This window comes from Rhodococcus sp. 15-2388-1-1a (assembly GCF_002259145.1).
In the GTDB taxonomy this organism is placed as follows: Bacteria; Actinomycetota; Actinomycetes; order Mycobacteriales; family Mycobacteriaceae; genus Rhodococcoides.
Genome location: NZ_NPFP01000046.1, coordinates 117,927 through 137,829, shown reverse-complemented (window position 1 = coordinate 137,829; position 19,903 = coordinate 117,927). Strand labels below are relative to the sequence as shown.

The following is a 19,903-nucleotide window of genomic DNA, read 5'->3' as shown; positions in this document are numbered from 1 at the left end:
TCGCCGCTACTGTTGACCGTGTGACCGAATCTCGCTCGACGACGCCTGAGCTCGTTCTCACTGCACGCCTCAACACCTCGGCGGCCGATGCCCGACGCGGCGTCGTGCGCCTGCATCCGGAAGTGCTCGCGGCTCTGGGCCTGCGGGAGTGGGATGCGGTGTCGCTCATCGGTTCTCGTCGCACGGCCGCCGTCGTCGCCGCGGCTCCCGATGGGTCACCTCAGGGCACCGCATTACTGGACGACGTGACCCTCTCCAACACCGGACTTCGCGAAAATGCTTCTGTCGCAGTAGGACCCGTCACGGTCTACGGGGCAAGGACCGTCACGGTGACAGGCTCGTCGCTCGCCACCGGTTCCATCTCCGACGCCACCCTGCGGCAAGCGTTGCTGGGCAAGGTGCTGACGGTGGGCGACACGGTCTCGCTCCTCCCCCGCGATCTCGGGCCCGGCACCTCGACCACTTCGGCGACGCAGGCGCTGTCGAGGACATTCGGGGTTGCCTGGACCACCGAGTTGCTGACGGTCTCGGCCGTCGATCCGTCGGGTGGGCCGGTGAGTGTGCAGCCCAATTCGGCGGTCGGGTGGGGCAACGGCACCGTCACCGCTGTCCAGGCACCGGCAGCGTCGGTTCCCGCGCCGAAGACCGCGGCACCACCGGTGAGCGTGGCCGATCTGGTGGGAGTCAGCGCCCAACAGTCCAAGCTCACCGAGTGGCTACGGCTGGCGTTGGACGAGTCGGAGTTGTTGGCGACGCTCGGCGCATCGCCGCATCTGGGGGTGTTGATCACCGGACCGGGCGGGGTCGGCAAGGCGACGTTGGCGCGGGCGGTCGTCGGCGAACGCGCATGCGTCGTGCTGGACGGACCGTCGATCGGTGCATTCGAGGCGTCGGCCCGGGTCGATCGGGTCACCGCGGCGGTCGACCAGCTCGCGGGTTCGGGAGTTCTGCTCATCACCGATGTCGACGCGTTGCTGCCCTCGGATCCCGAACCGGCGTCCACGTTCGTCCTCGACGTACTGCGCCGGGCCGTCGACACTCCCGGCCTGGCCCTGATCGCGACGACGGCTCATCCGGAGGCAACCGATCCCAGACTGCGCGGTCAGGACCTGTGCGATCGTGAGCTCACCCTGACCTTGCCCGACGCGGCGGGGCGCAAGGGATTGCTCGAGCACCTGCTCCGCAAGGTTCCGCAGGGCGACGTCGATCTGGGCGAGATCGCGTCACGGACACCGGGTTTTGTGGTCGCCGATCTGGCTGCACTGACGCGGGAGGCGGCGCTGCGAGCGGCGGCGCGCGCATCGAACGATTCGGCCGCGGCCTCGTTGACGCAGGACGATCTGGTGGGCGCTCTTCAGGTGATACGCCCACTGTCACGTTCGGGGAGCGAAGAACTGGCCATCGGCAGTCTCACGCTCGAGGACGTCGGCGACATGGTCGAAACCAAGCAGGCACTCACCGAGGCGGTGCTGTGGCCGCTGCGACACCCGGATTCGTTCGCGCGCTTGGGAATCGAGCCTCCGCGAGGAGTTCTGCTGTACGGTCCGCCCGGCTGCGGCAAGACGTTCCTCGTACGGGCACTCGCCAGTTCCGGGCAGCTCAGCGTGCACTCGGTCAAGGGCGCAGAACTGATGGACAAGTGGGTCGGCTCCTCGGAAAAGGCTGTCCGAGAACTCTTTCAGCGTGCCCGCGATTCCGCTCCGTCGCTGATCTTTCTCGACGAGGTGGATGCGCTCGTGCCCCAACGCGGCCAGAGTTCGGATTCCGGCGTCGGCGATCGGGTCGTCGCGGCGCTGCTGACCGAACTCGACGGCGTCGAACCGTTGCGCGACGTCGTCGTACTCGGGGCAACCAACCGACCCGATCTGATCGATCCCGCACTGCTCCGGCCCGGCCGACTCGAGCGCCTGGTGTTCGTGCCACCGCCGGATTCCGATGCCCGCGTGGACATCCTGAAGGCGTCGGGCAAATCCATCCCGCTCGCCGAAGACGTGGATCTGGAGTCGTTGGCGCGCGATCTCGAGGGCTACTCCGCGGCCGATTGCGCAGCATTGCTGCGCGAGGCCGCGTTGACGGCGATGCGTCGGTCGATGGATGCAGCCGACGTCACCGCCGCCGATGTCGCCGCCGCTCGGGCGACGGTGAAGCCGTCACTCGATCCCGAGCAGGTGGCGCATCTGCAGGCCTACGGGAATGCCTAGTGGCAGGAGTGGAGCCTGCGGCACTCGACCGCACCACTGCCGGAGGCACTCACTTCCAGCGGCCGAGGATCTCCTCTGCCCGCTTGGCCAGCTCCATCTGGAAGATCGGCCCGAAGCTGATACGTCCGACGCCGAGGGATGCGAAGTGCGACAGGTCGCCCTCGGCCGGGTTGGCGATGGCGTTGATGGGCAGTGGGAGTTCCTCGGCGAGACGCTTGTAGTCGGCGTCGTTGTGGAATCCGACGGGGTAGAGCGAGTCGGCTCCGGCTGCGGCGCACAGCTTCAGGCGTGCGATGGCGCGCTCGACGCGGTCGCTCTCGTCGCCGATGGCCTTGACGAACAGGTCGGTGCGGGCGTTGATGACCACGTGCACGTCGGTGGCGTCGGACGCGGCGCGCAGTGCTCCGACGAAGTCGGCATGTTCCTGTGCTTCGCGGAGGCGGCCGCCTTCGCTGTGCACGGTGTCCTCGATGTTGAGGCCGACGGCTCCGACGGAGATCAGTCCGTCGATCAGTCGCTTGGGGTCCTCGCCGTAGCCGGATTCGATGTCGACCGACAGCGGCACGTCGACGGCTACGGAAATCTGCGAGATGCGGGCGAGCAGTTCGTCGAAGGTCATGCCTTCGTTGTCGGGCTTGCCGATGGAATCGGCGACGGGGTGGCTTCCGACGGTCAGCGCGGTGAAGCCTGCGGACACGGCCAGGTTTGCGGACCAGGCGTCCCAGACGGTCGGCAGGACGACCGGGTTTCCGGGCTGGTGCAGCTCGAGCAGGGTGGTGGCTTTCTGGGACAGGTTCGTCATAGAGGACTCCTTCGCGGTGGCTGTGGAGAACGTACGTTCTCTCGACAACCAACATACGCGCTTCAGTCGATCAAATCGAGTGCTTTCATCCGGTCGAACACCATCAGCGATCCCGGAGCGACGTCGGACATGGCCGCGTACTCGTCGCGGGTGAAGTACCTGATCTCTGCGATTTCATTGGTCGGCGACGGCTCGTTCGCCAGGTCGGCGAGGAAACAGGTGATCTCGAGCGGGGTATTCGGTGGGTGCCCCCATGCCTGACACTCGAACACCCCGAGCAGCCGGACGTCCGTCACCGCCGCATCGAGCTCTTCTCTGATCTCTCGGTGCAGTGCCTGCTCGGGCGTCTCGCCGGGGTCGATCTTGCCGCCCGCCATGTAGAACGCGGATTTGCCGGCCGATCGCGTCTGGATCATTCGACGATCCCGGACGTAGGCCAATCCGGCGGTACGAATGAGCCTCGGATCGGTCACCGATGCGCTCCCCTCACTCACGGACTCGCAGCGTTCTGTACCGCTTGGCACGCCGCCTACCTCGCAAAGTAGGATGGAAACAGACAACTGGCGCGCTGCCGTTCGGCAGCCGCTTCGTTATTTCACAAAGACATACATCGAGATTCACACCGATTTCCAGACCCTACTCATCGCCGCCCAACGACCACCGCTCGGCCCAGTCGCCGACGCGACCGAGACGACGGAGTGATTCTTGCTCGCCATTCTTCTTGCGCACACCGCAGCCGCGCTGCTCGCGCCGCTGTTCGTCCGGTGGTGGGGTCGCAATGCTTTCTTCCCGCTCGCTCTCGTACCCCTGCTCAGCCTGATCTGGGTGTTCGGCAACTGGGGAACCGACCAGAAGCTGAACATCGAATGGGTCCCCGGGTTGTCGATGAACATCGACATGCGGTTCGACTCACTCGCCGCCATCATGTCGCTGCTGGTGTTGGGCATCGGCGCCCTGATTCTGCTCTACTGTGCGCGTTACTTCGAGGACGACGAGCCCCGGCTCGGACTGTTCGCCGCCGAAATGGTCGCGTTCTCCGGTGCGATGTTCGGCCTCATCACCAGCGACAACATGCTGGTGCTCTACATCTTCTGGGAAATCACGACGGTCCTGTCGTTCCTGCTCGTCGGCCACTACGCCGAGAGAGCATCGAGCCGACGCGCGGCAACCCAGGCACTGCTCGTCACCACTGCGGGCGGCCTGGCGATGCTGGTCGGCATCATCATTCTGGGCCAGGTGTCCGGCACCTACAACCTCTCCGAGCTGGTCGCGAACGCGCCCGGCGGCTGGTTGCCCGGTGTCGCGATCGTGCTGGTTCTCATCGGCGCACTGAGCAAGTCGGCCATCGTGCCACTTCACTTCTGGCTCCCCGGGGCCATGGCCGCCCCGACTCCGGTCAGTGGTTACCTCCATGCCGCGGCGATGGTCAAAGCGGGCATCTACCTGGTGGCGCGCCTGGCCCCTGGGTTCGCCGATTCCGGCCCGTGGCGCGCCACCGTGATCAGCCTCGGACTGCTGTCGATGATCCTGGCCGGCTGGCGAGCCCTGCGCGCATTCGACCTCAAACTGATCCTCGCGTTCGGAACCGTCAGCCAGCTCGGCTTCCTCATGGTCCTGGTCGGCATCGGGTCCGAGAAGGCGATGCTCGCCGGCCTGACGATGGTGATCGCACACGCGATGTTCAAGGCGACCCTGTTCATGGTGGTCGGCATCATCGATCACACCACCGGCACCCGCGACATCCGCAAACTCGCCCACCTGGGCAAGAAGGCTCCCTGGCTCGCCGCGATAGCAGCGCTGGCCGCGGCCAGCATGGCCGGACTACCGCCGATGCTCGGCTTCGTCGGCAAGGAGACGGCGCTGTCGGCAGTGATCAGCACGCCGACACTCGATCCCACGGTCGCAGCCTTCGTCGTCGCAGGCCTGGTGATCGGCTCGATCCTCACCGTCACCTACAGCATCCGATTCGTGTGGGGTGCATTCGCGCGCAAGCAGCTCAAGCGGGCGAGTCCGTCGGTCAAGGCGATGCACGCGCCGTCCGCACTGTTCCTGGCGGCACCCGCATTCCTGGCGGTGCTCGGCCTGGTCGCGGGGTTCGGATCCTCGGTCGTCGACCACATCGTCAGCCCGTACGCGCGGACCCTTCCGTCGTACGGCCAGGAGCCGTACCACCTGGCTCTCTGGCACGGTTTCAACCTTCCGCTCGCGCTCACGGTCGTCGTCGTCACCGGCGGTGTCGGGCTGTTCATCGCCCACCGGGTCGTCAACCGGCTCAAGTTCGAGCATCCCCCGCTCGGCAATGCAGACCGCATCTACGACAACGTCCTCAAGTACATGGATGCCCTGTCCATCCGCCTGACCGGCACCACGCAGCGTGGTTCGCTCCCCCTCACCCAGGGCACCATCCTGCTGACACTGGTGCTGCTACCGATGATCGTGTTGCTCGTCGGCCAGGATTCCGGCCTGGACTACACCCTGTGGAACTCCCCGTTGCAGTTGATCATCGGGGTGATCATGATCGCGGGCGGTCTCGGAGCCACGGTGATGCGCAACCGCCTGGCCAGCGTCATCCTCGTCGGGCTCACCGGCTACGGCTGCGGCGTCATCTTCGCCATCCACGGCGCACCGGACCTGGCACTGACACAGTTCCTGGTCGAGACCCTCACCCTCGTGGTGTTCGTGTTGGTGCTGCGCAAGCTGCCTGCCGAGGTCGACGATCGAGGCTCGGCCGGCTCCCGCGGACCACGCGCCGTGCTGGCCGTCGCCGTCGGAGCGACCGTCAGTGTGTTGGGCGCATTCGCGATGAACGCCCGCAACACGGCCCCGGTGTCGTTGCTCCTGCCGGACGCCGCATACGAACTCGGCGACGGCAAGAACGTCATCAACGTGATCCTCGTGGACATCCGAGCCTGGGACACCCTCGGCGAGATCTGCGTCCTGCTCGTCGCGGCGACGGGTGTGGCGAGCCTGGTCTTCCGCAACCGCCGGTTCGGCAGTGCTCCGCGGGTGTCCGACGCCCCCGCATCGAACGCCTCCTCGTCGAACTCGGACGCGAATTTCTCTGCGGAGACGACGTGGCTGCTCGGCGGCGATCTGATCGATCCGCGGCATCGGTCGTTGATCCTGGAGGTCACCACGCGATTGATCTTCCCGACGATCATGGTGCTGTCGATCTACTTCTTCTTCTCCGGCCACAACGCCCCGGGCGGCGGTTTCGCCGGTGGGCTCACCGCCGGACTGGCGCTGGTGCTGCGGTACCTGGCCGGTGGCCGCTACGAGCTCGGCGAGGCAGTGCCGATCGACGCCGGAAAGATCCTCGGACTCGGATTGATCTTCGCGGCCGGAACCGCGGTGGCGTCGATGTTCCTCGGAGCACCGGCGTTGTCCTCGGCGACGTTGGAGGTGACGTTGCCGATTCTCGGCGACATCAAGTTGGTCACCGCATTGTTCTTCGATCTCGGTGTGTATCTCATCGTGGTCGGGTTGGTACTCGACGTGCTCCGTAGCCTCGGTGCCCGTCTCGACGCGCAGGTGGAAATGCAGAGCCAAGGCCGAGTGAGCGCCCCATGACCGCAGATCTCGGAATGCTGATCATCACCGGCGTCCTCGTCGCATCGGGTGTGTACCTGTTGCTCGAACGCAGTATCACCAAGATGCTGCTCGGACTGCTGCTGTTCGGTAACGGCGTCAACCTGCTGTTGCTCACGGTCGGCGGCCCCGCTGGAGCTCCGCCCATCGTGGGCCGCGACAACGCGGTCAACCAGCAGATGGCGGATCCGCTGGCCCAGGCAGTGATCCTCACGGCAATCGTCATCACGATGGGAATCGCGGCGTTCGTGCTGGCCCTGGCGTACCGGTCGTTCACTCTCAACACCAAGGACGACGTCGAGAACGACCCCGAGGACACCAAGGTCTCGCGGCGTCGGTCGATGGCCGAGGCCCCCGACCGAGATCGTTCGGACGACCCGGTGACGGGTGAGCCGAGCTTCGGCGGCGACGCGTTCGACTCGAAGGGCAACCCGATTCCGATCGAACAACTCGTCAATCGCGAGGATCTCGAGTGCTACGAGGACCTGCACGACGGCGATTTCGACAACGACGACGACAACCCGCAGCTGCGCGGGCTGGACGGACTCGACACCGCCGAGAAGGACGACAGCCGACCAGATGAGAAGGGAGACCACGCATGACGATCTCCCCCGCAGTGATCGACGTTCTGACTCCGCTGCCGGTGCTGATTCCGATGCTCGCGGCGGCGTTGACCCTGGTGCTGGGACGACGGCCCCGCGCGCAGCGATTCATCACCCTCGTCGCGCTCACCGCGGTGGTCGCGATCTCGTCGATGATGCTCTACCTCGCCGACCGCGACGGCACCAGCGCGCTGCAGGTCGGTGGTTGGGACTCGCCGCTCGGCATATCCCTCGTGGTGGATCGCCTGTCGGCGATGATGCTCGTCGTCTCGTCCATCGTGCTGCTCGCGGTCATGGTGTACTCCATCGGCCAGGGCATCCGCGACGGCAGTGAGAACCAGCCCGTCTCGATCTTCCTGCCGACCTATCTCGCGTTGACCGCAGGCGTCTGCAACGCGTTCCTCGCAGGCGACCTGTTCAATCTGTTCGTCGGCTTCGAGGTGTTGCTCGCCGCCTCGTTCGTGCTGCTGACGCTCGGTGCGAGTGCGGACCGGGTACGCGCGGGCGTGTCGTACGTGATGGTGTCGATGGTGTCCTCGCTGATCTTCCTGATCGGCATCGCGCTGGTCTACGGCGCAACCGGAACGCTGAACCTGGCCCACATCGCGGTACGGATGGACGACATCAACTCCGGAACCAGAACCGCGATCTTCGCGGTCCTGCTGGTCGCGTTCGGCATCAAGGCCGCGGTGTTCCCGCTCTCGACGTGGCTACCCGACTCCTACCCCACCGCCCCGGCACCGGTCACCGCCGTGTTCGCCGGCCTGCTGACGAAAGTCGGTGTGTACGCGATCATCCGCGCCCACACCCTGCTGTTCCCCGACGGCTCGCTCGACAACGTCCTGATGGTCTGTGGCCTACTGACGATGCTCGTCGGCATCCTCGGCTCCATCGCACAGAGCGACATCAAGCGACTGCTCTCGTTCACCCTCGTCAGCCACATCGGCTACATGATCTTCGGTGTCGCGTTGTCGACACAATCGGGATTGTCCGGCTCGATCTACTACGTCGCCCACCACATTCTGGTGCAGACGACGCTGTTCCTCGTCGTCGGTCTCATCGAGCGTCAGGCCGGTTCGTCCTCGCTTCGACGCCTCGGTGGATTGGCTGCGGCCAGCCCGGTTCTCGCGATCGTGTTCCTGGTGCCTGCCCTCAATCTCGGTGGCATTCCGCCGTTCTCGGGCTTCATCGGCAAGGTCGCACTGCTGCAGGCCGGTAGCGAACAGGGCAGTGTGTTGGCCTGGTTGCTCGTTGCAGGCGGAACCGTCACCAGCTTGCTGACGCTGTACGTGGTGGCTCGGGTGTGGACCAAGGCGTTCTGGCGCGCCCGCGCCGATGCGCCCGAGGGCGACCTGGCCGACAACAGCCCGTCCGCTCTTCTCGACGACTCGTCCGACATCCAGTTCGGTGACCGCGAGGACGTGGGCCGGATGCCCGCCTTCATGTTGCTCCCGACCATCGGGCTCGTTGCCGTCGGCCTGGCCATGACGGTGTTCGCAGGCCCCATCATCGACATCAGCGACCGCGCTGCGGCAGACCTTCGCGATCGTTCGGTGTACATCGATGCGGTGCGCGGTGCCGAATGGGTCGGCGATCAGGCCTACGAGCAGTCGCGCACGAACGAGGAGGGCACCCGATGAAGATGAACCGCTCCGTTCTGCTGCGCCTGTGGACGCTGGCGTGGCTGACGGCGATCTGGGTACTGCTGTGGGGCAACGTCTCTGCGGCGAACGTTCTCGGTGGAATAGCGGTGGGACTGCTCATCATGGTGCTGCTGCCGTTGCCTCGTGTTCCGGTCGAGGGCCGCATCCACGGGTTCTCGCTCGTCAAGCTCGCCGTCGTATTTCTTTACTACGCAGGGGAATCCAGCGTCAGCGTGGCCTGGTTGGCGATCCGCCCGAAAGCGCCGCCGGTCACCGGAGTGCTGCGCTGCCGCATCGCGATCAAATCCGATCTGGTGCTCACGCTGTTCGTCGACGCGATGAACCTCGTTCCCGGCACCATGGTTCTCGAGATCGACCGAACCAGACGGTTGCTCTACGTACACGTACTGGACATGGGCACTCAGAAGGCCGTCGACGGCTTCTATGCCTACGTCCGAAACCTGGAGAAGCTGTTCATCGCGGCATTCGAGCGAGATTCGGACTGGAAGCCCAGCCCCCTGCACTACCAGGAGTACGAGCAGTATCACGGGGTGCTCGGCGACGATCCTGCCGCACAGGATCCCGACGCTCCTCGGGACGACAAGAAGACCGACGACAAGAGGAAGGGGGACTGGTCGTGACCGTCGTTCTCGCCATCGCCGGTGCCCTTCTGTTGGCCGCTGCAATCCTGACCGCGTACCGGCTGCTCGACGGCCCGAGCACGCTCGACCGTCTCGTCGCGATGGACACGATCCTCGCGGTCTCGATGTGCGGTCTCGGGGTATGGGCCGTCTACAGCCGAGACACCACCCTCGTACCGGCCATCGTTGCGCTGTCGCTGGTCAGCTTCGTCGGATCGGTCAGCATCGCACGCTTCAGAGTGAGGGACGAATGAGCACCGTAGCCCAGGTCATCGCATCCGTCTTCATCATGTTGGGGGCATTGCTGGCGTTCACTGCCGCTGTGGGCATCGTGCGCTTCCCCGACACCCTGTCGCGGATGCACGCGGCCACCAAGCCACAGGTGGTCGGCTTGATCATGGTTCTGATCGGAGCCGTCATCAGCCTTCGCGGCAACGTCGACATCTGGATGCTCGTGCTGGTGGGTATCTTCACCCTGGTGACCGCCCCGGTGATCGCGCACACCGTCGGCCGCGTCGCCTACCGGGAGCAGCGCGGCCGCGACGGACTGCTGATCGTCAACGAGATGGAACCGAACGAAGCGGATCAGTAGCGCACGCGAATCAGGATCGAAGGTCGGTGACCAGCGATTCGACGACGGCTCGCAGGTCACCGTCGGATTTCGCGGCCACTATCCGTTGACGCTGGTACGAGGCCCCGAGCCGAGGGATGTCGGCCACCGCTGCCAACTCGTCGACGCAACCGAGTCGCACCGCCGTCGGCGTCAGCTTCTCGAGCAGGTCGTTCAGATCGTCGGTGACCAGACGTTCGTTGCTGTCGGAGTCGAGAATGATCTCGGCGTCCAGTCCGTATCGAGCGGCCCGCCACTTGTTCTCCTGCACGTGCCACGGCGGTATCGACGGCAGGGTCTCCCCCGCTTCGAGACGTTCGTCGAGATGGACGATGAGGCAGTGTGTCAACGCGACGAGAGCCGCGAGCTCCCGCTTGGTCGACGCCCCGTCGCACACCCGGACCTCGATCGTTCCCCACTTCGGTGCAGGCCTGATGTCCCAGTGCATGCCGCCGAGTTGTTCGATGACGCCGGTCTTGAGCTGGTCACGGACGAATCCCTCGAACTGTGGCCAGTTCTCGAACTGGAACGGTAGACCGGCCGTCGGCAGCTGCTGGAACATCAGCGCCCGATTGCTGGCGTAGCCGGTGTCGTTGCCCGCCCAGATCGGTGAGGACGCCGAGAGCGCCAACAGGTGCGGGTACTGCAGCAGCAGCGAGTTGAGAATGGGAAAGACCTTGTCGGGAGACGACACTCCCACGTGCACGTGTACACCCCAGATCAGCATCTGCCGACCCCACCACTGCGTACGAGCGATCAACTCGTCGTAGCTCGGCGAACTGGTGAGCTGCTGGGTGGACCACTCGGCGAACGGATGGGTGCCCGCCGAGAACAGATCGATTCCCAGCGGATCCGCGGCACGCTCGACGAGCGAGAGCGACTCACCGAGGTCTGCCATCGCCTCCCCGACGTTCTCGCACACTCCGGTGACGAGTTCGACGGTGTTGCGCAGCAGTTCCTTGGTCACCCGCGGGGTGTCCCCGGCCAGGTCGCGGACGCCGTCCATGACCGCCTCGGCGGAGTTGACCAGGTCCCGCGTGTTCTTGTCGACCAGCGCGATCTCCCACTCGACGCCGAGCGTCGGGCGCGGTGAACTCGCGAAGTCGATCCGGGGAGCGCTCAAACTACTGCAGTACCGCGCATGCCGCCCGCGAGCCGGCATCGCCGGTCATCAGAGTCGTCATGTCCGGGACAGCGGCACCGTCGGGCAGGGTGTACCGCGGCGGGATGTTGGCGAAGTTGTCGGCACCCTCGTGCACGATCACCGAGGTTCCGGCACCGTCCGCACGCAGATCGTCGAGTGTGATCGCGTCGGTGGTGGTCATCAGCATCCCGGTGCCGTCCTCGCCGACCTGGATGGACGTCAGGTCGCCGCTGGCCGGGTGTTCGGTGCGGCCGTCGACCTGCAGGTGACCGCCTGCGGACAGGAACGCGCCCGGATCTCCGCCGGTCGGTGCAACGGAGTTCGGCTCGCAGGCGGCGACGGCATGCACGTGGAAACCGTGGAAGCCGGGGGTCATGCCCTCGACCTCGGCCGTGACGGTGAGCTTGTCGCCCTCGGACGCGAACGACACCGTGCCCACCTCGGCGCCGGAAGCGTCGCGCAGTGTGCCCTCGATGGTGTCGCCGGAGCCCGACTCGGCCGGGCTGTCACCTGCGACGGCTTCTGCCGACGGATCGGCCTCGCCGGTCCAGACCGGCGGGACGGTGCCGGGGACATCGGACGGAACCTCGCCGTTGCTGCAGGCGGAGAGCCCGAGCGCTGCGATCGCGAGGACCGGGGCCACGTAACGCAATGAGCGGGTCGCAGCAGTGCGTCGCTTGAACATGTCCATCGGAAATCGCTCCTCTTTCAGGCAGTTTCGCCGGGCTCGGAAATGATAACGTGCCGACCGATTCAGCCGAATCGGGCACGGAGGTCGACGCTGTGGGACTCGCCGCTGCAGGACTACTGGGTCACGATGACGACGACGCCTGCCGTGGATTCGAGCGAGGTCGGCTTCGGCTCGGCCGGGACGCCGAGCTGCGTGGCGATCGTCTGTGCGGCCTGTTCCTCGCCTGCTGTCGTGCCGTAGTACACCGCGGTCTGCGCGAACTGAGCTTCGCTGAAGTTGCCCGTCTCGGCGACGTTCCACCCCTCGGCGGTCAGCGTGCTCGCGGTACCGGCCGCCAGGCCGGAGACGTTGGAGTTGTTGAGTACCCGCACTTCGACGTCGGCGGGGGCACCCGAGGTGGTGGTGGCTGCAGAACCGGTCGACGCGTCGGCGGCCGGTGCCTGCGCTGCAGGGGCCTGCGCGGTCGGGGCGACTGCAGCCGGTGCACTCGTCGTCTCGGCGGCGGGCTCGGCGGCCGCCTCGTCGGAATCGGAACCCGTCAGCGACAACGCGCCGATCGCTGCGAACAGAATCGCGAGCGAGATCAACACCATGGCCAGGGCACGGAGAGGTGGCCCGGTCTGCTCCGGGTTCGGGCTGCTCACGTACTCGACCCTAGCCGACCGTCGACGACGACTCGGCACGTGGAACGCAAAGAGCTGCTCAGACGTCGAAACCCAGCCGACGTGCCGCACGAGCCTTCTGCCGGCTCGCACGCAACCGACGCAGGCGCTTGACCAACATCGGATCCGCGGCCAGCGCCTCGGGACGATCGACCAACGCGTTCAGGATCTGGTAGTAGCGGGTTGCCGACATGGAGAAGAGTTCCTTGATGGCCTCTTCCTTCGCACCGGCGTACTTCCACCACTGCCGCTCGAAGGACAGGATGTCGTGCTCTCGTCGACTCAGTCCGTCCGCACCGACCTCGTTCGGATCCTGAGAGCCGTCCGAACTTCCCGGTTGCTGAGACTGGTTCGAGTCACGCGCTGCTGCGCCGTCCATCCCACTCCTCGACTTCTCGACTCCCCGGGGTCTGCAAGGTCACCTACCCCGAGAAATCTGCTTCCCCCAGTACTGCCGGCACCCGTAGGAGCACCGACCGAATTACACAGTTGTACTTCGGGAATCATTCAACCATGCTCGACGCCTCGAGCACGGCTCCCGCGAGGTACCGGCGCGTGGCGTGTTCCCCGCACCCGGCCACATGCACCAGGCACTCGGGTCGTTCCGCAGGCTCCACTCCCGCCCCTCGGGCCGATCCGCAGGCTCCACTCGCGCCCCCTGGGTCGTTCCGCAGGCTCCACTCCCGGCCCACTATCCTTGTCGACCATGGCAATTCTTCCCATCCGGATCGTCGGCGATCCGGTGCTGCACACCGCAACCGCTCCCGTCACCGAGTCACCCGCCGAGATGGCCGAGCTGATCGCCGACATGTACGAGACGTTGGCCGCCGCGAACGGCGTCGGCCTCGCCGCGAATCAGGTCGGAGTCGGTAAGCGCCTGTTCATCTACGACTGCCCCGATCAAGGCGAGGACGGCAAGATCTTCCGTCGCCGCGGCGAGGTCGTCAACCCGGTGCTCGAGACGTCGGAAATTCCGGAGACGATGCCCGACCCGGACGACGACGACGAGGGCTGCCTCTCCGTCCCCGGCGAGCAACACCCCACCGGGCGCGCCGAGTGGGCCCGTGTGACCGGTACCGACGCCAAGGGCGATCCCGTCGACATCGAGGGCCACGGCTTCTTCGCCCGGATGCTCCAGCACGAGGTGGGTCACCTCGACGGCTTCCTCTACACCGACGTACTCATCGGGCGACATGCGCGGGCCGCGAAGAAGGCCATCAAGCGCGCCGGGTGGGGCGTGCCGGGGCTGAGCTGGACGCCCGGCACCGTCGACGACCCGTTCGGGCACGACGACGAGGACGAGGACTGACCGTCCCGGTGGGTACACGGGTGATGCTGCGCTACCGGCTGCCACCCGGCCACACCCACCCGATGACGGACGTGATCGGCGAACTGGTGGCCATCGACGCCGGTGCGGTCTCGGTTCGCGGCAGAGACGGCGCGCTGGTACAGGTCGCCGCCGAACGAGTCGTAGCGTTGAAACCCTTGGGCCCCAAGCCGATTCGAACATCGGAGATTCGATCGCTCGAGGCTGCCGCGGCGGACGGGTGGCCGGGCGTCGAGCGGGAATGGATCGACGGTTGGCAACTGCGGTTCGGTCACGGATTCACCGGACGCGCCAACTCGGCCGCACCGCTCGAGCCGGGAGCGTCGATGACGGCCGAGACTCTCGCGCAGATCGTCGACCGATACGCCGCTCGCGGACTACCGCCGACGCTGTCGCTCCCCGACCGTCTCGGCAACGCCCCGGCCGGCTGGTCGACCTACAACGAGAGCGCCGTCATGGCTGCGGACATCTCGAATCTTGCTCTACGCGATGGTGATTCGGCCATCGCCGTGACCGAGGAGCCGACGGCCGAGTGGTTGGCTTCCCTCCACTACCAGGGCGGCAAGGCACCCGCGGGCGCAGCGGAAGTGGCCGCCGCAGTCCGGGGAGGAACCCTCGGTTTCGGCATGATCGGCGCGCGCTCGTCGTCGGCAGCCGTCGGTCGCGCGGCCGTCACCACCGCCCCGGACGGTCGTTGCTGGGTGGGACTGACCTCGCTCTGGGTCTCCCCGGATCATCGACGCAACGGCCTCGGCACCCTGATGTGCGGCGAGTTGGTGCGATGGGGACGCGAGCACGGCGCGACACACGCGTACCTGCAAGTGGCCGTGGACAACACCCACGCCGTCGGCCTCTATCGAGATCTCGGTTTCGTCGACCACCACCACTATCGCTACGCCCGGCCCGAGAACGCGATCGGTCCGAACCCTGTCGGAGGCGTTCGATAGGGTTCCTTCCCGTGCGCTTGGCTACTTGGAATGTGAACTCCGTCCGCTCTCGTCAGGATCGAATCGTCGATTGGCTGCAGCGATCCGATGTCGATGTCCTGGCGATGCAGGAAACCAAGTGCAAGGACGCGCAGTTTCCGTACGAGCGGTTCACCGACATCGGGTACGAGGTCGCCCACGTCGGGCTGAGCCAGTGGAACGGCGTCGCGATCGCGTCTCGCGTCGGATTGGGCGACGTGCAGGTCGGGTTCGAGGATCAGCCCGGGTTCAGCAAGGATCCCGAGGTCGATCCCGCTCAGGAGGCCCGCGCCATCGGTGCCACGTGCGCCGGGGTCCGCGTCTGGAGCCTGTACGTGCCGAACGGCCGCGAACTCGCAGATCCGCACTACACCTACAAGCTCGAGTGGCTCGCAGCGCTGAAGGCCGACGCACAGGCGTGGGTGGCGGCGGATCCGCAGGCGCAGATCGCGCTCGTGGGCGACTGGAACATCGCGCCCACCGACGACGACGTCTGGGATCCCGCACTGTTCGAGGGCAAGACCCACACCTCGCAGGCCGAGCGTGATGCCTTCACCGCGTTCGGCGATGCCGGCTTCACCGAGGTGACGCGGCAGTTCACCCCCGAGCCCAGGACGTACACCTACTGGGACTACACGCAGTTGCGGTTCCCGAAGAAGCAGGGCCTGCGCATCGACATGGCGTTGACCTCACCTGCCCTGGCCGCTCGGGTGACCGGTGCGTCCATCGACCGCGAGGAGCGCAAGGGCAAGGGAGCCAGCGATCACGCTCCGGTGATCGTGGAGATCGGCTGAGCGGTCACTCGACGACGAGGTCCATGAACTCCTCGTGCTGCGCCAGGTATCGCCGGACGTAGGTGCAGATCGGCACGATGCGCCACTGCCGATCACGAGCGGTGTTCAGCGACGCCCTCACCAGCACCCCCGCCCACCCGCGGTCGCCGTACTCCTCCTTGACGACGGTGTGCATGAGCGCGACGACCGGGCCGACGCCGCCGTCGTCGCCCTCACCGAAGCGATACCCGAGAATGCCGACGAGTTCGTCGTCGACGAAAAGATCGAACCTGTTGTGATCGACGTCGTCCTCGATGCGAACGACGGGCCGGTCGACCGGAGCGGGTCCCTGGACCCGTCGTGGAAGTATGTGACTCATGTCACTCATGAGACCAGTGTTGTCCATGTGACGCGCGGCAAGTGCACCGATCGTCGCCGAGTCGTGCCCTTAATGTGACCGAGCGATGGTCTCCGGAAACAGACGTCAGAGCGCGACGAGCATGTCGTTGTACTCCGGATTGGCCGCGGCGAAACGCTGCACATAGGTGCAGACCGGCTTGACCTTCCAGCCGTAGGACCGAGCACTGTCGAGTGCGCGCCGCACCAGAATGCCGGCCAGACCCTGATGACCGAAATCCTCGGTGACGACCGTGTGCATGAAGGACACGACATGAGTACGCGTCGCACGCTTGCCGTTTCCCTCGACCTCGTAGAAGCCGACGATCCCGACGAGATCGCCGTTCAATCGAAGCTCGAACCGGTTCTGATCCTTGTTGATCGAGACATCAGCGCTAGGAGAACTTGCAAGCATGGGACGCCTCCTTCGCTGTGTGTGGAGTGGTGAACGAATGAAATCTTTTGTGACGTGCACCACTATTAAACATGCGCACGGTGGGTCTGTCACCTTTTCTACCAACAAACCTTCGGATGCGTAGGTTCGTCCGCCGAACCCGACTCGAATGCTGGTACGGATCATAAGCGACCCTGTTCGGCGTTGTGATACAACAACATTCAAGGCCCGCTCATGTTTTCGCCACGTACTCGGCATTCCGTTTCACCGGCAGCGACCCCCGTCTCCGCGCACGCCGGTACTGTCTTCTCTCGTGAAGTTCCTACCGCTCACGCCCAACGGCGAGACTCCTGTCCGCGCGCTGACCATCGCCGGAACCGACTCCGGTGGCGGTGCCGGAATCCAGGCGGACAGCCGAACGATGGCCCTGCTGGGCGTCCACGCCTGCGTTGCTGTCGCTGCGGTCACGGTCCAGAACACCGTCGGCGTGACGGGCTTCCACGAGATTCCGCCGGACGTCGTCGCAGCGCAGGTTCGCTCCGTCGTCTCCGACATCGGCGTCGGCGCAGCGAAGACCGGAATGTTGGCCTCCACCGCGATCATCGAAGCGGTCACGGCCGTCTGCACCGAGGTGGGCATCGGCCGAGATCAGCCAGTTCCCCTGGTCGTGGATCCGGTGTGCGCGTCGATGCACGGGGATCCGCTACTGCACGCCGAAGCCCTCGACGCCATCCGGCACACCCTGTTTCCCATCGCCTCGCTGGTGACCCCCAACCTCGACGAGGTTCGGCTCATCACCGGCATCGACGTCATCGACGACTCCAGCGCGCACCGCGCCGCCGAGGCCCTGCACGGATTGGGCGCGCAGTGGGCCCTGGTCAAAGGCGGTCACCTGCGGACGTCCACACACAGCACCGATCTGCTGTTCGACGGCGACACCTTCCTCGAGTTCACCAGCGAACGCATCGACACCGGCAACGACCACGGCGGCGGCGACACCCTCGCCGCATCGATCGCCTCGGCCCTGGCGCACGGCTACTCCATGCCCGACGCGGTGGCGTTCGGCAAGGAGTGGGTCACTCGCTGTCTGGCCGCGTCCTACGACCTGGGCGCGGGCCACGGACCGGTGTCACCGCTGTGGCGACTGCACGAGTCGGAGGATGCGTAGGTCGTCGGGTGCGCCCTTGATCTTCGGAGCGAAGAAGCTGCGGCGATAGGGCTTGGTCACCACATGCAAGGCGTCGAGCACCTCCGGCGGGACCCCCTCGAGGGCCGCCGCGGAGATCATGATGTTGCCGTTGCCGCCGGTCTGCATCACCCGGGCGGCGACGGTGACGTCGACGCCCAGCCAGTCCGATCCCACCTGACGCGGGCTGCCGGTGTGGATGCCGACGCGCATCGTCGGGGTGTAACCGTCGACGTCGACACCCTTCAGTGCCTCGCGGGCCGCGAAGACCGCGTCGACTGCTTTGCCCGCATCGGCGAACACCGCCATGATGCCGTCGCCCAGTCTCTTGACGACGTGGCCGCCGCGGAACACGACCTCGGGTTCGACCGCTTTGGAGACCTTGCGGAGCAGCGTCAGGGTGGCGGTGTCGCCGGCGCGCAGCGACCACGACGAGAACCCGACGAGGTCGGTGAAGACGATGGTGACGTCCTGTTCGCCGCGCCCCCGGCCCGTCCTCTCGAGGATCGCCTGCCACACCTGCAAGGCACCGAGGCCGACTTCACGGGATGCGCCCGGCTCGTCGTCGAGTCCGTTGGCGACCAGAAAGCGATCGGCGACGCGGGCAACGGCAAGGGCTCGCCCCGGCCCGTCGATCGACAGGGGATCACCGAACGTGGGGTCGCCGGGCAGTGCGCGACGCACACGTCGTACCGCCCCGACCACCTTGGGCGCTCGGTTGGTGGTGCGAACCCACTCCACCACCGAGTCCACGACTGCGTTCACAGCATCGAGCGTAACTCACAGTTACACATACTCGCCCTTATCCTTCGGCGCGCGCGGCCTCGCGCTCGGCACCCACCGGAACCCCGTTGGGGCCCTCCACCGACTGCGCGTAGACGCCGATGCCGTAGGCCACTGCCGCACCGTTCTTCGCCAGTGCGGCGCGGTCGACGTTCGCCAGGGTGTCCTGGTCGGTGTGGTAGTTCTCGTCGAAGGTCTGATCGGCGGTGCCGCCCCACTTCTCGGCCTGCGCGGCGGTCTTGTTCTCGTCCGCTCCGCTGAACACACCACCGGCGGGGATGCCCACCTCGATGAACGGGCCGTAGTCCGAGCGACCGTCGAAATCGGTCCCGTCGACGGCTACGTCCTCGGCTGCCAGGTGCTCGACGAAGGTGCGCTCGATGGCGTCGGATCCGGCCGGGCCTGCGGGCTCACCCACCTGGTCGGAGTCGTCTCCGTCGTAGGCGAGGTAGCCGGCGTTGTGCGAGCCGATCATGTCGAAGTTCAGGTACAGCGCGATGTTCTGCTTGTCCTCGTCGGACAGGCCCTCGACGTACTTGGTGGAACCGACGAGCCCGTTCTCCTCGGCACCCCAGAACGCGAAACGTACCGCGTTGGTCACCTCGGGTGCACTGCCCATCTGCAGTGCGGTCTCGAGTACTGCCGCCGTGCCGGTTCCGTTGTCGTTGATGCCGGGGCCCTCGGGAACGCTGTCGAGATGCGCACCGGTGACCACCACGTTCTCGGTGGAACCGGTGGTGGTCTGCGCAATGATGTTGCGACTGGTGGTCGTTTCGGTTTCGGTGACGAGTGTCAGCGTCACCTCGGGTGCGGCCAGCACGGCCGCACCGTCCTCCTGGCTGACACCGCCGGTCGGAATCCGGGCAGTGTCGGCGTCGCCGAGGGTGCCCGAATCGAGCGGCCCGGGTTCGTTGTTGACGATGATCGCGGCGGCCGCTCCCAGTTCTGCGGCAACGGTCTGCTTCACACCGAAGGCGCACACTCCTCGCGGCACGACCGCGACAGCTCCGGCCAGGTCGAGACCGGTGTAATCGGTCGCCTCACAGCCGTCTGCACCGGCGGGAGCGCCGACGACGCGTGCGGTGATTCCCTCGGCGGTGGTGGTGGGCGAGTAACTGAGCGCGAACACCGGGATCTCGGTGCCCGCAAGCGACAGAGTTTGGGTCTGCGCCTCGAAGGTCTCGAATTCGAATTCCGGGGTGGTGACCTCGAACCCGGCCGATTCGAGTTGTGAGACAACATAATCGACACTCGCGTCGTAGCCGGCGGTGCCGGCAGCGCGATTTCCGTCGTTCTCGGCGGCGATGGCTTCCAATTGTTCGAGGTGCCCCACCAACGCGTCCTCGGTGACCGCGGCAGAGAGCCCCGGCCCGTCGGGTGACGCGAAAACTCTGGCCGGTTCCTCGTCCGAGGTGGACGAGCAACCGGCCAGAATCAAGACAGTGACAGCGCTACCTGCAAGTAGGGAAATCCGCATAGCGGACACCCTACCGGC

The 19,903-nt window shown here is 66.1% G+C and carries 21 protein-coding genes; 11 read left to right on the top strand and 10 right to left on the bottom strand.

Annotation, left to right across the window (positions count from 1 at the left end):
- Positions 1-20: 20 nt before the first annotated feature.
- A complete protein-coding gene (locus CH302_RS25500; protein WP_037186735.1) occupies positions 21-2,201 on the top strand; it encodes an AAA family ATPase in 2,181 nt (726 codons plus the stop codon).
- Between the two features lie 49 nt (positions 2,202-2,250).
- Here the strand turns inward: CH302_RS25500 and CH302_RS25495 are convergent, their stop codons facing one another.
- Together CH302_RS25495 and CH302_RS25490 are read right to left on the bottom strand one after the other, a co-directional pair.
- Positions 2,251-3,003, bottom strand: a complete 753-nt coding sequence (locus CH302_RS25495) for an isocitrate lyase/PEP mutase family protein (protein WP_037186732.1) — start codon at positions 3,001-3,003, stop codon at positions 2,251-2,253.
- Positions 3,004-3,065: 62 nt separating this feature from the next.
- Positions 3,066-3,476 (bottom strand): NUDIX hydrolase, encoded by a 411-nt coding sequence (locus CH302_RS25490; RefSeq protein ID WP_176460775.1) that lies wholly within the window; start codon positions 3,474-3,476, stop codon positions 3,066-3,068.
- 232 nt (positions 3,477-3,708) lie between these two features.
- On the opposite strand from CH302_RS25490, the gene CH302_RS25480 reads away from it, so the two are divergent.
- From CH302_RS25480 to mnhG, 6 genes are read left to right on the top strand one after another with little or no spacing between them, the layout of a single operon-like run.
- A complete protein-coding gene (locus CH302_RS25480) occupies positions 3,709-6,573 on the top strand; it encodes a Na+/H+ antiporter subunit A (protein WP_037186730.1) in 2,865 nt (954 codons plus the stop codon).
- On the top strand, positions 6,570-7,193 hold the full coding sequence (locus CH302_RS25475; protein WP_037186728.1) for a Na(+)/H(+) antiporter subunit C: 624 nt from the start codon (positions 6,570-6,572) through the stop codon (positions 7,191-7,193). Before CH302_RS25480 ends, CH302_RS25475 begins: the two co-directional genes overlap by 4 nt.
- A complete protein-coding gene (locus CH302_RS25470; RefSeq protein WP_037186727.1) occupies positions 7,190-8,833 on the top strand; it encodes a Na+/H+ antiporter subunit D in 1,644 nt (547 codons plus the stop codon). Before CH302_RS25475 ends, CH302_RS25470 begins: the two co-directional genes overlap by 4 nt.
- Before the next feature lie 2 nt (positions 8,834-8,835).
- Positions 8,836-9,477: a Na+/H+ antiporter subunit E gene (locus tag CH302_RS25465; protein ID WP_329955303.1), complete on the top strand. Its 642-nt coding sequence runs from the start codon at positions 8,836-8,838 to the stop codon at positions 9,475-9,477.
- Positions 9,474-9,731, top strand: a complete 258-nt coding sequence (locus CH302_RS25460; protein ID WP_037186722.1) for a monovalent cation/H+ antiporter complex subunit F — start codon at positions 9,474-9,476, stop codon at positions 9,729-9,731. The genes CH302_RS25465 and CH302_RS25460 overlap by 4 nt, the downstream gene beginning before the upstream one ends.
- On the top strand, positions 9,728-10,069 hold the full coding sequence (gene mnhG, locus CH302_RS25455; protein WP_037186720.1) for a monovalent cation/H(+) antiporter subunit G: 342 nt from the start codon (positions 9,728-9,730) through the stop codon (positions 10,067-10,069). Before CH302_RS25460 ends, mnhG begins: the two co-directional genes overlap by 4 nt.
- Positions 10,070-10,079: 10 nt before the next feature.
- On the opposite strand, the gene CH302_RS25450 is transcribed toward mnhG, so the two are convergent.
- The 4 genes from CH302_RS25450 to CH302_RS25435 form a co-directional block, all read right to left on the bottom strand.
- Positions 10,080-11,249 carry a glutamate--cysteine ligase gene (locus CH302_RS25450; RefSeq protein ID WP_052047258.1) on the bottom strand — a complete coding sequence of 390 codons (1,170 nt, stop codon included), beginning with the start codon at positions 11,247-11,249 and terminating at the stop codon, positions 10,080-10,082.
- Complete coding sequence (gene sodC, locus CH302_RS25445) at positions 11,212-11,922, bottom strand: superoxide dismutase[Cu-Zn] (RefSeq protein ID WP_052047257.1); 711 nt, start codon at positions 11,920-11,922, stop codon at positions 11,212-11,214. The genes CH302_RS25450 and sodC overlap by 38 nt, the downstream gene beginning before the upstream one ends.
- Before the next feature lie 113 nt (positions 11,923-12,035).
- Positions 12,036-12,566, bottom strand: a complete 531-nt coding sequence (locus tag CH302_RS25440) for a LytR C-terminal domain-containing protein (RefSeq protein WP_170945899.1) — start codon at positions 12,564-12,566, stop codon at positions 12,036-12,038.
- A gap of 58 nt (positions 12,567-12,624) precedes the next feature.
- Entirely contained in the window at positions 12,625-12,963 is a 339-nt protein-coding gene (locus CH302_RS25435; RefSeq protein WP_032393769.1) for a DUF3263 domain-containing protein, read from the bottom strand.
- A gap of 327 nt (positions 12,964-13,290) precedes the next feature.
- Here CH302_RS25435 and CH302_RS25430 point away from each other — a divergent pair, with 327 nt between their 5' ends.
- Genes CH302_RS25430 through CH302_RS25420 form a run of 3 tightly spaced genes read left to right on the top strand, consistent with a single transcriptional unit; the run spans position 13,291 to position 15,670 of the window.
- Complete coding sequence (locus CH302_RS25430) at positions 13,291-13,893, top strand: peptide deformylase (RefSeq protein WP_037186715.1); 603 nt, start codon at positions 13,291-13,293, stop codon at positions 13,891-13,893.
- Positions 13,894-13,901: 8 nt separating this feature from the next.
- Positions 13,902-14,858, top strand: a complete 957-nt coding sequence (locus tag CH302_RS25425) for an N-acetylglutamate synthase, CG3035 family (RefSeq protein WP_052047256.1) — start codon at positions 13,902-13,904, stop codon at positions 14,856-14,858.
- 11 nt (positions 14,859-14,869) lie between these two features.
- The gene (locus CH302_RS25420) at positions 14,870-15,670 is read left to right on the top strand and encodes an exodeoxyribonuclease III (protein ID WP_052047255.1); all 801 of its coding nucleotides are present in this window, start codon (positions 14,870-14,872) and stop codon (positions 15,668-15,670) included.
- Between the two features lie 4 nt (positions 15,671-15,674).
- Here the strand turns inward: CH302_RS25420 and CH302_RS25415 are convergent, their stop codons facing one another.
- Both CH302_RS25415 and CH302_RS25410 read right to left on the bottom strand, forming a co-directional pair.
- Positions 15,675-16,028 carry a GNAT family N-acetyltransferase gene (locus tag CH302_RS25415; protein WP_052047393.1) on the bottom strand — a complete coding sequence of 118 codons (354 nt, stop codon included), beginning with the start codon at positions 16,026-16,028 and terminating at the stop codon, positions 15,675-15,677.
- 105 nt (positions 16,029-16,133) lie between these two features.
- Positions 16,134-16,460: a GNAT family N-acetyltransferase gene (locus CH302_RS25410; RefSeq protein WP_037186711.1), complete on the bottom strand. Its 327-nt coding sequence runs from the start codon at positions 16,458-16,460 to the stop codon at positions 16,134-16,136.
- Between the two features lie 292 nt (positions 16,461-16,752).
- On the opposite strand from CH302_RS25410, the gene thiD reads away from it, so the two are divergent.
- Positions 16,753-17,607, top strand: a complete 855-nt coding sequence (gene thiD / locus CH302_RS25405; protein WP_037186709.1) for a bifunctional hydroxymethylpyrimidine kinase/phosphomethylpyrimidine kinase — start codon at positions 16,753-16,755, stop codon at positions 17,605-17,607.
- On the opposite strand, the gene CH302_RS25400 is transcribed toward thiD, so the two are convergent.
- Together CH302_RS25400 and CH302_RS25395 are read right to left on the bottom strand one after the other, a co-directional pair.
- Complete coding sequence (locus tag CH302_RS25400) at positions 17,569-18,390, bottom strand: adenylate/guanylate cyclase domain-containing protein (protein WP_052047254.1); 822 nt, start codon at positions 18,388-18,390, stop codon at positions 17,569-17,571. The genes thiD and CH302_RS25400 overlap by 39 nt on opposite strands.
- 37 nt (positions 18,391-18,427) lie before the next feature.
- Positions 18,428-19,885, bottom strand: coding sequence for a M28 family peptidase (locus tag CH302_RS25395; protein WP_037186707.1), 1,458 nt, complete (start codon positions 19,883-19,885; stop codon positions 18,428-18,430).
- Positions 19,886-19,903: the final 18 nt, after the last annotated feature.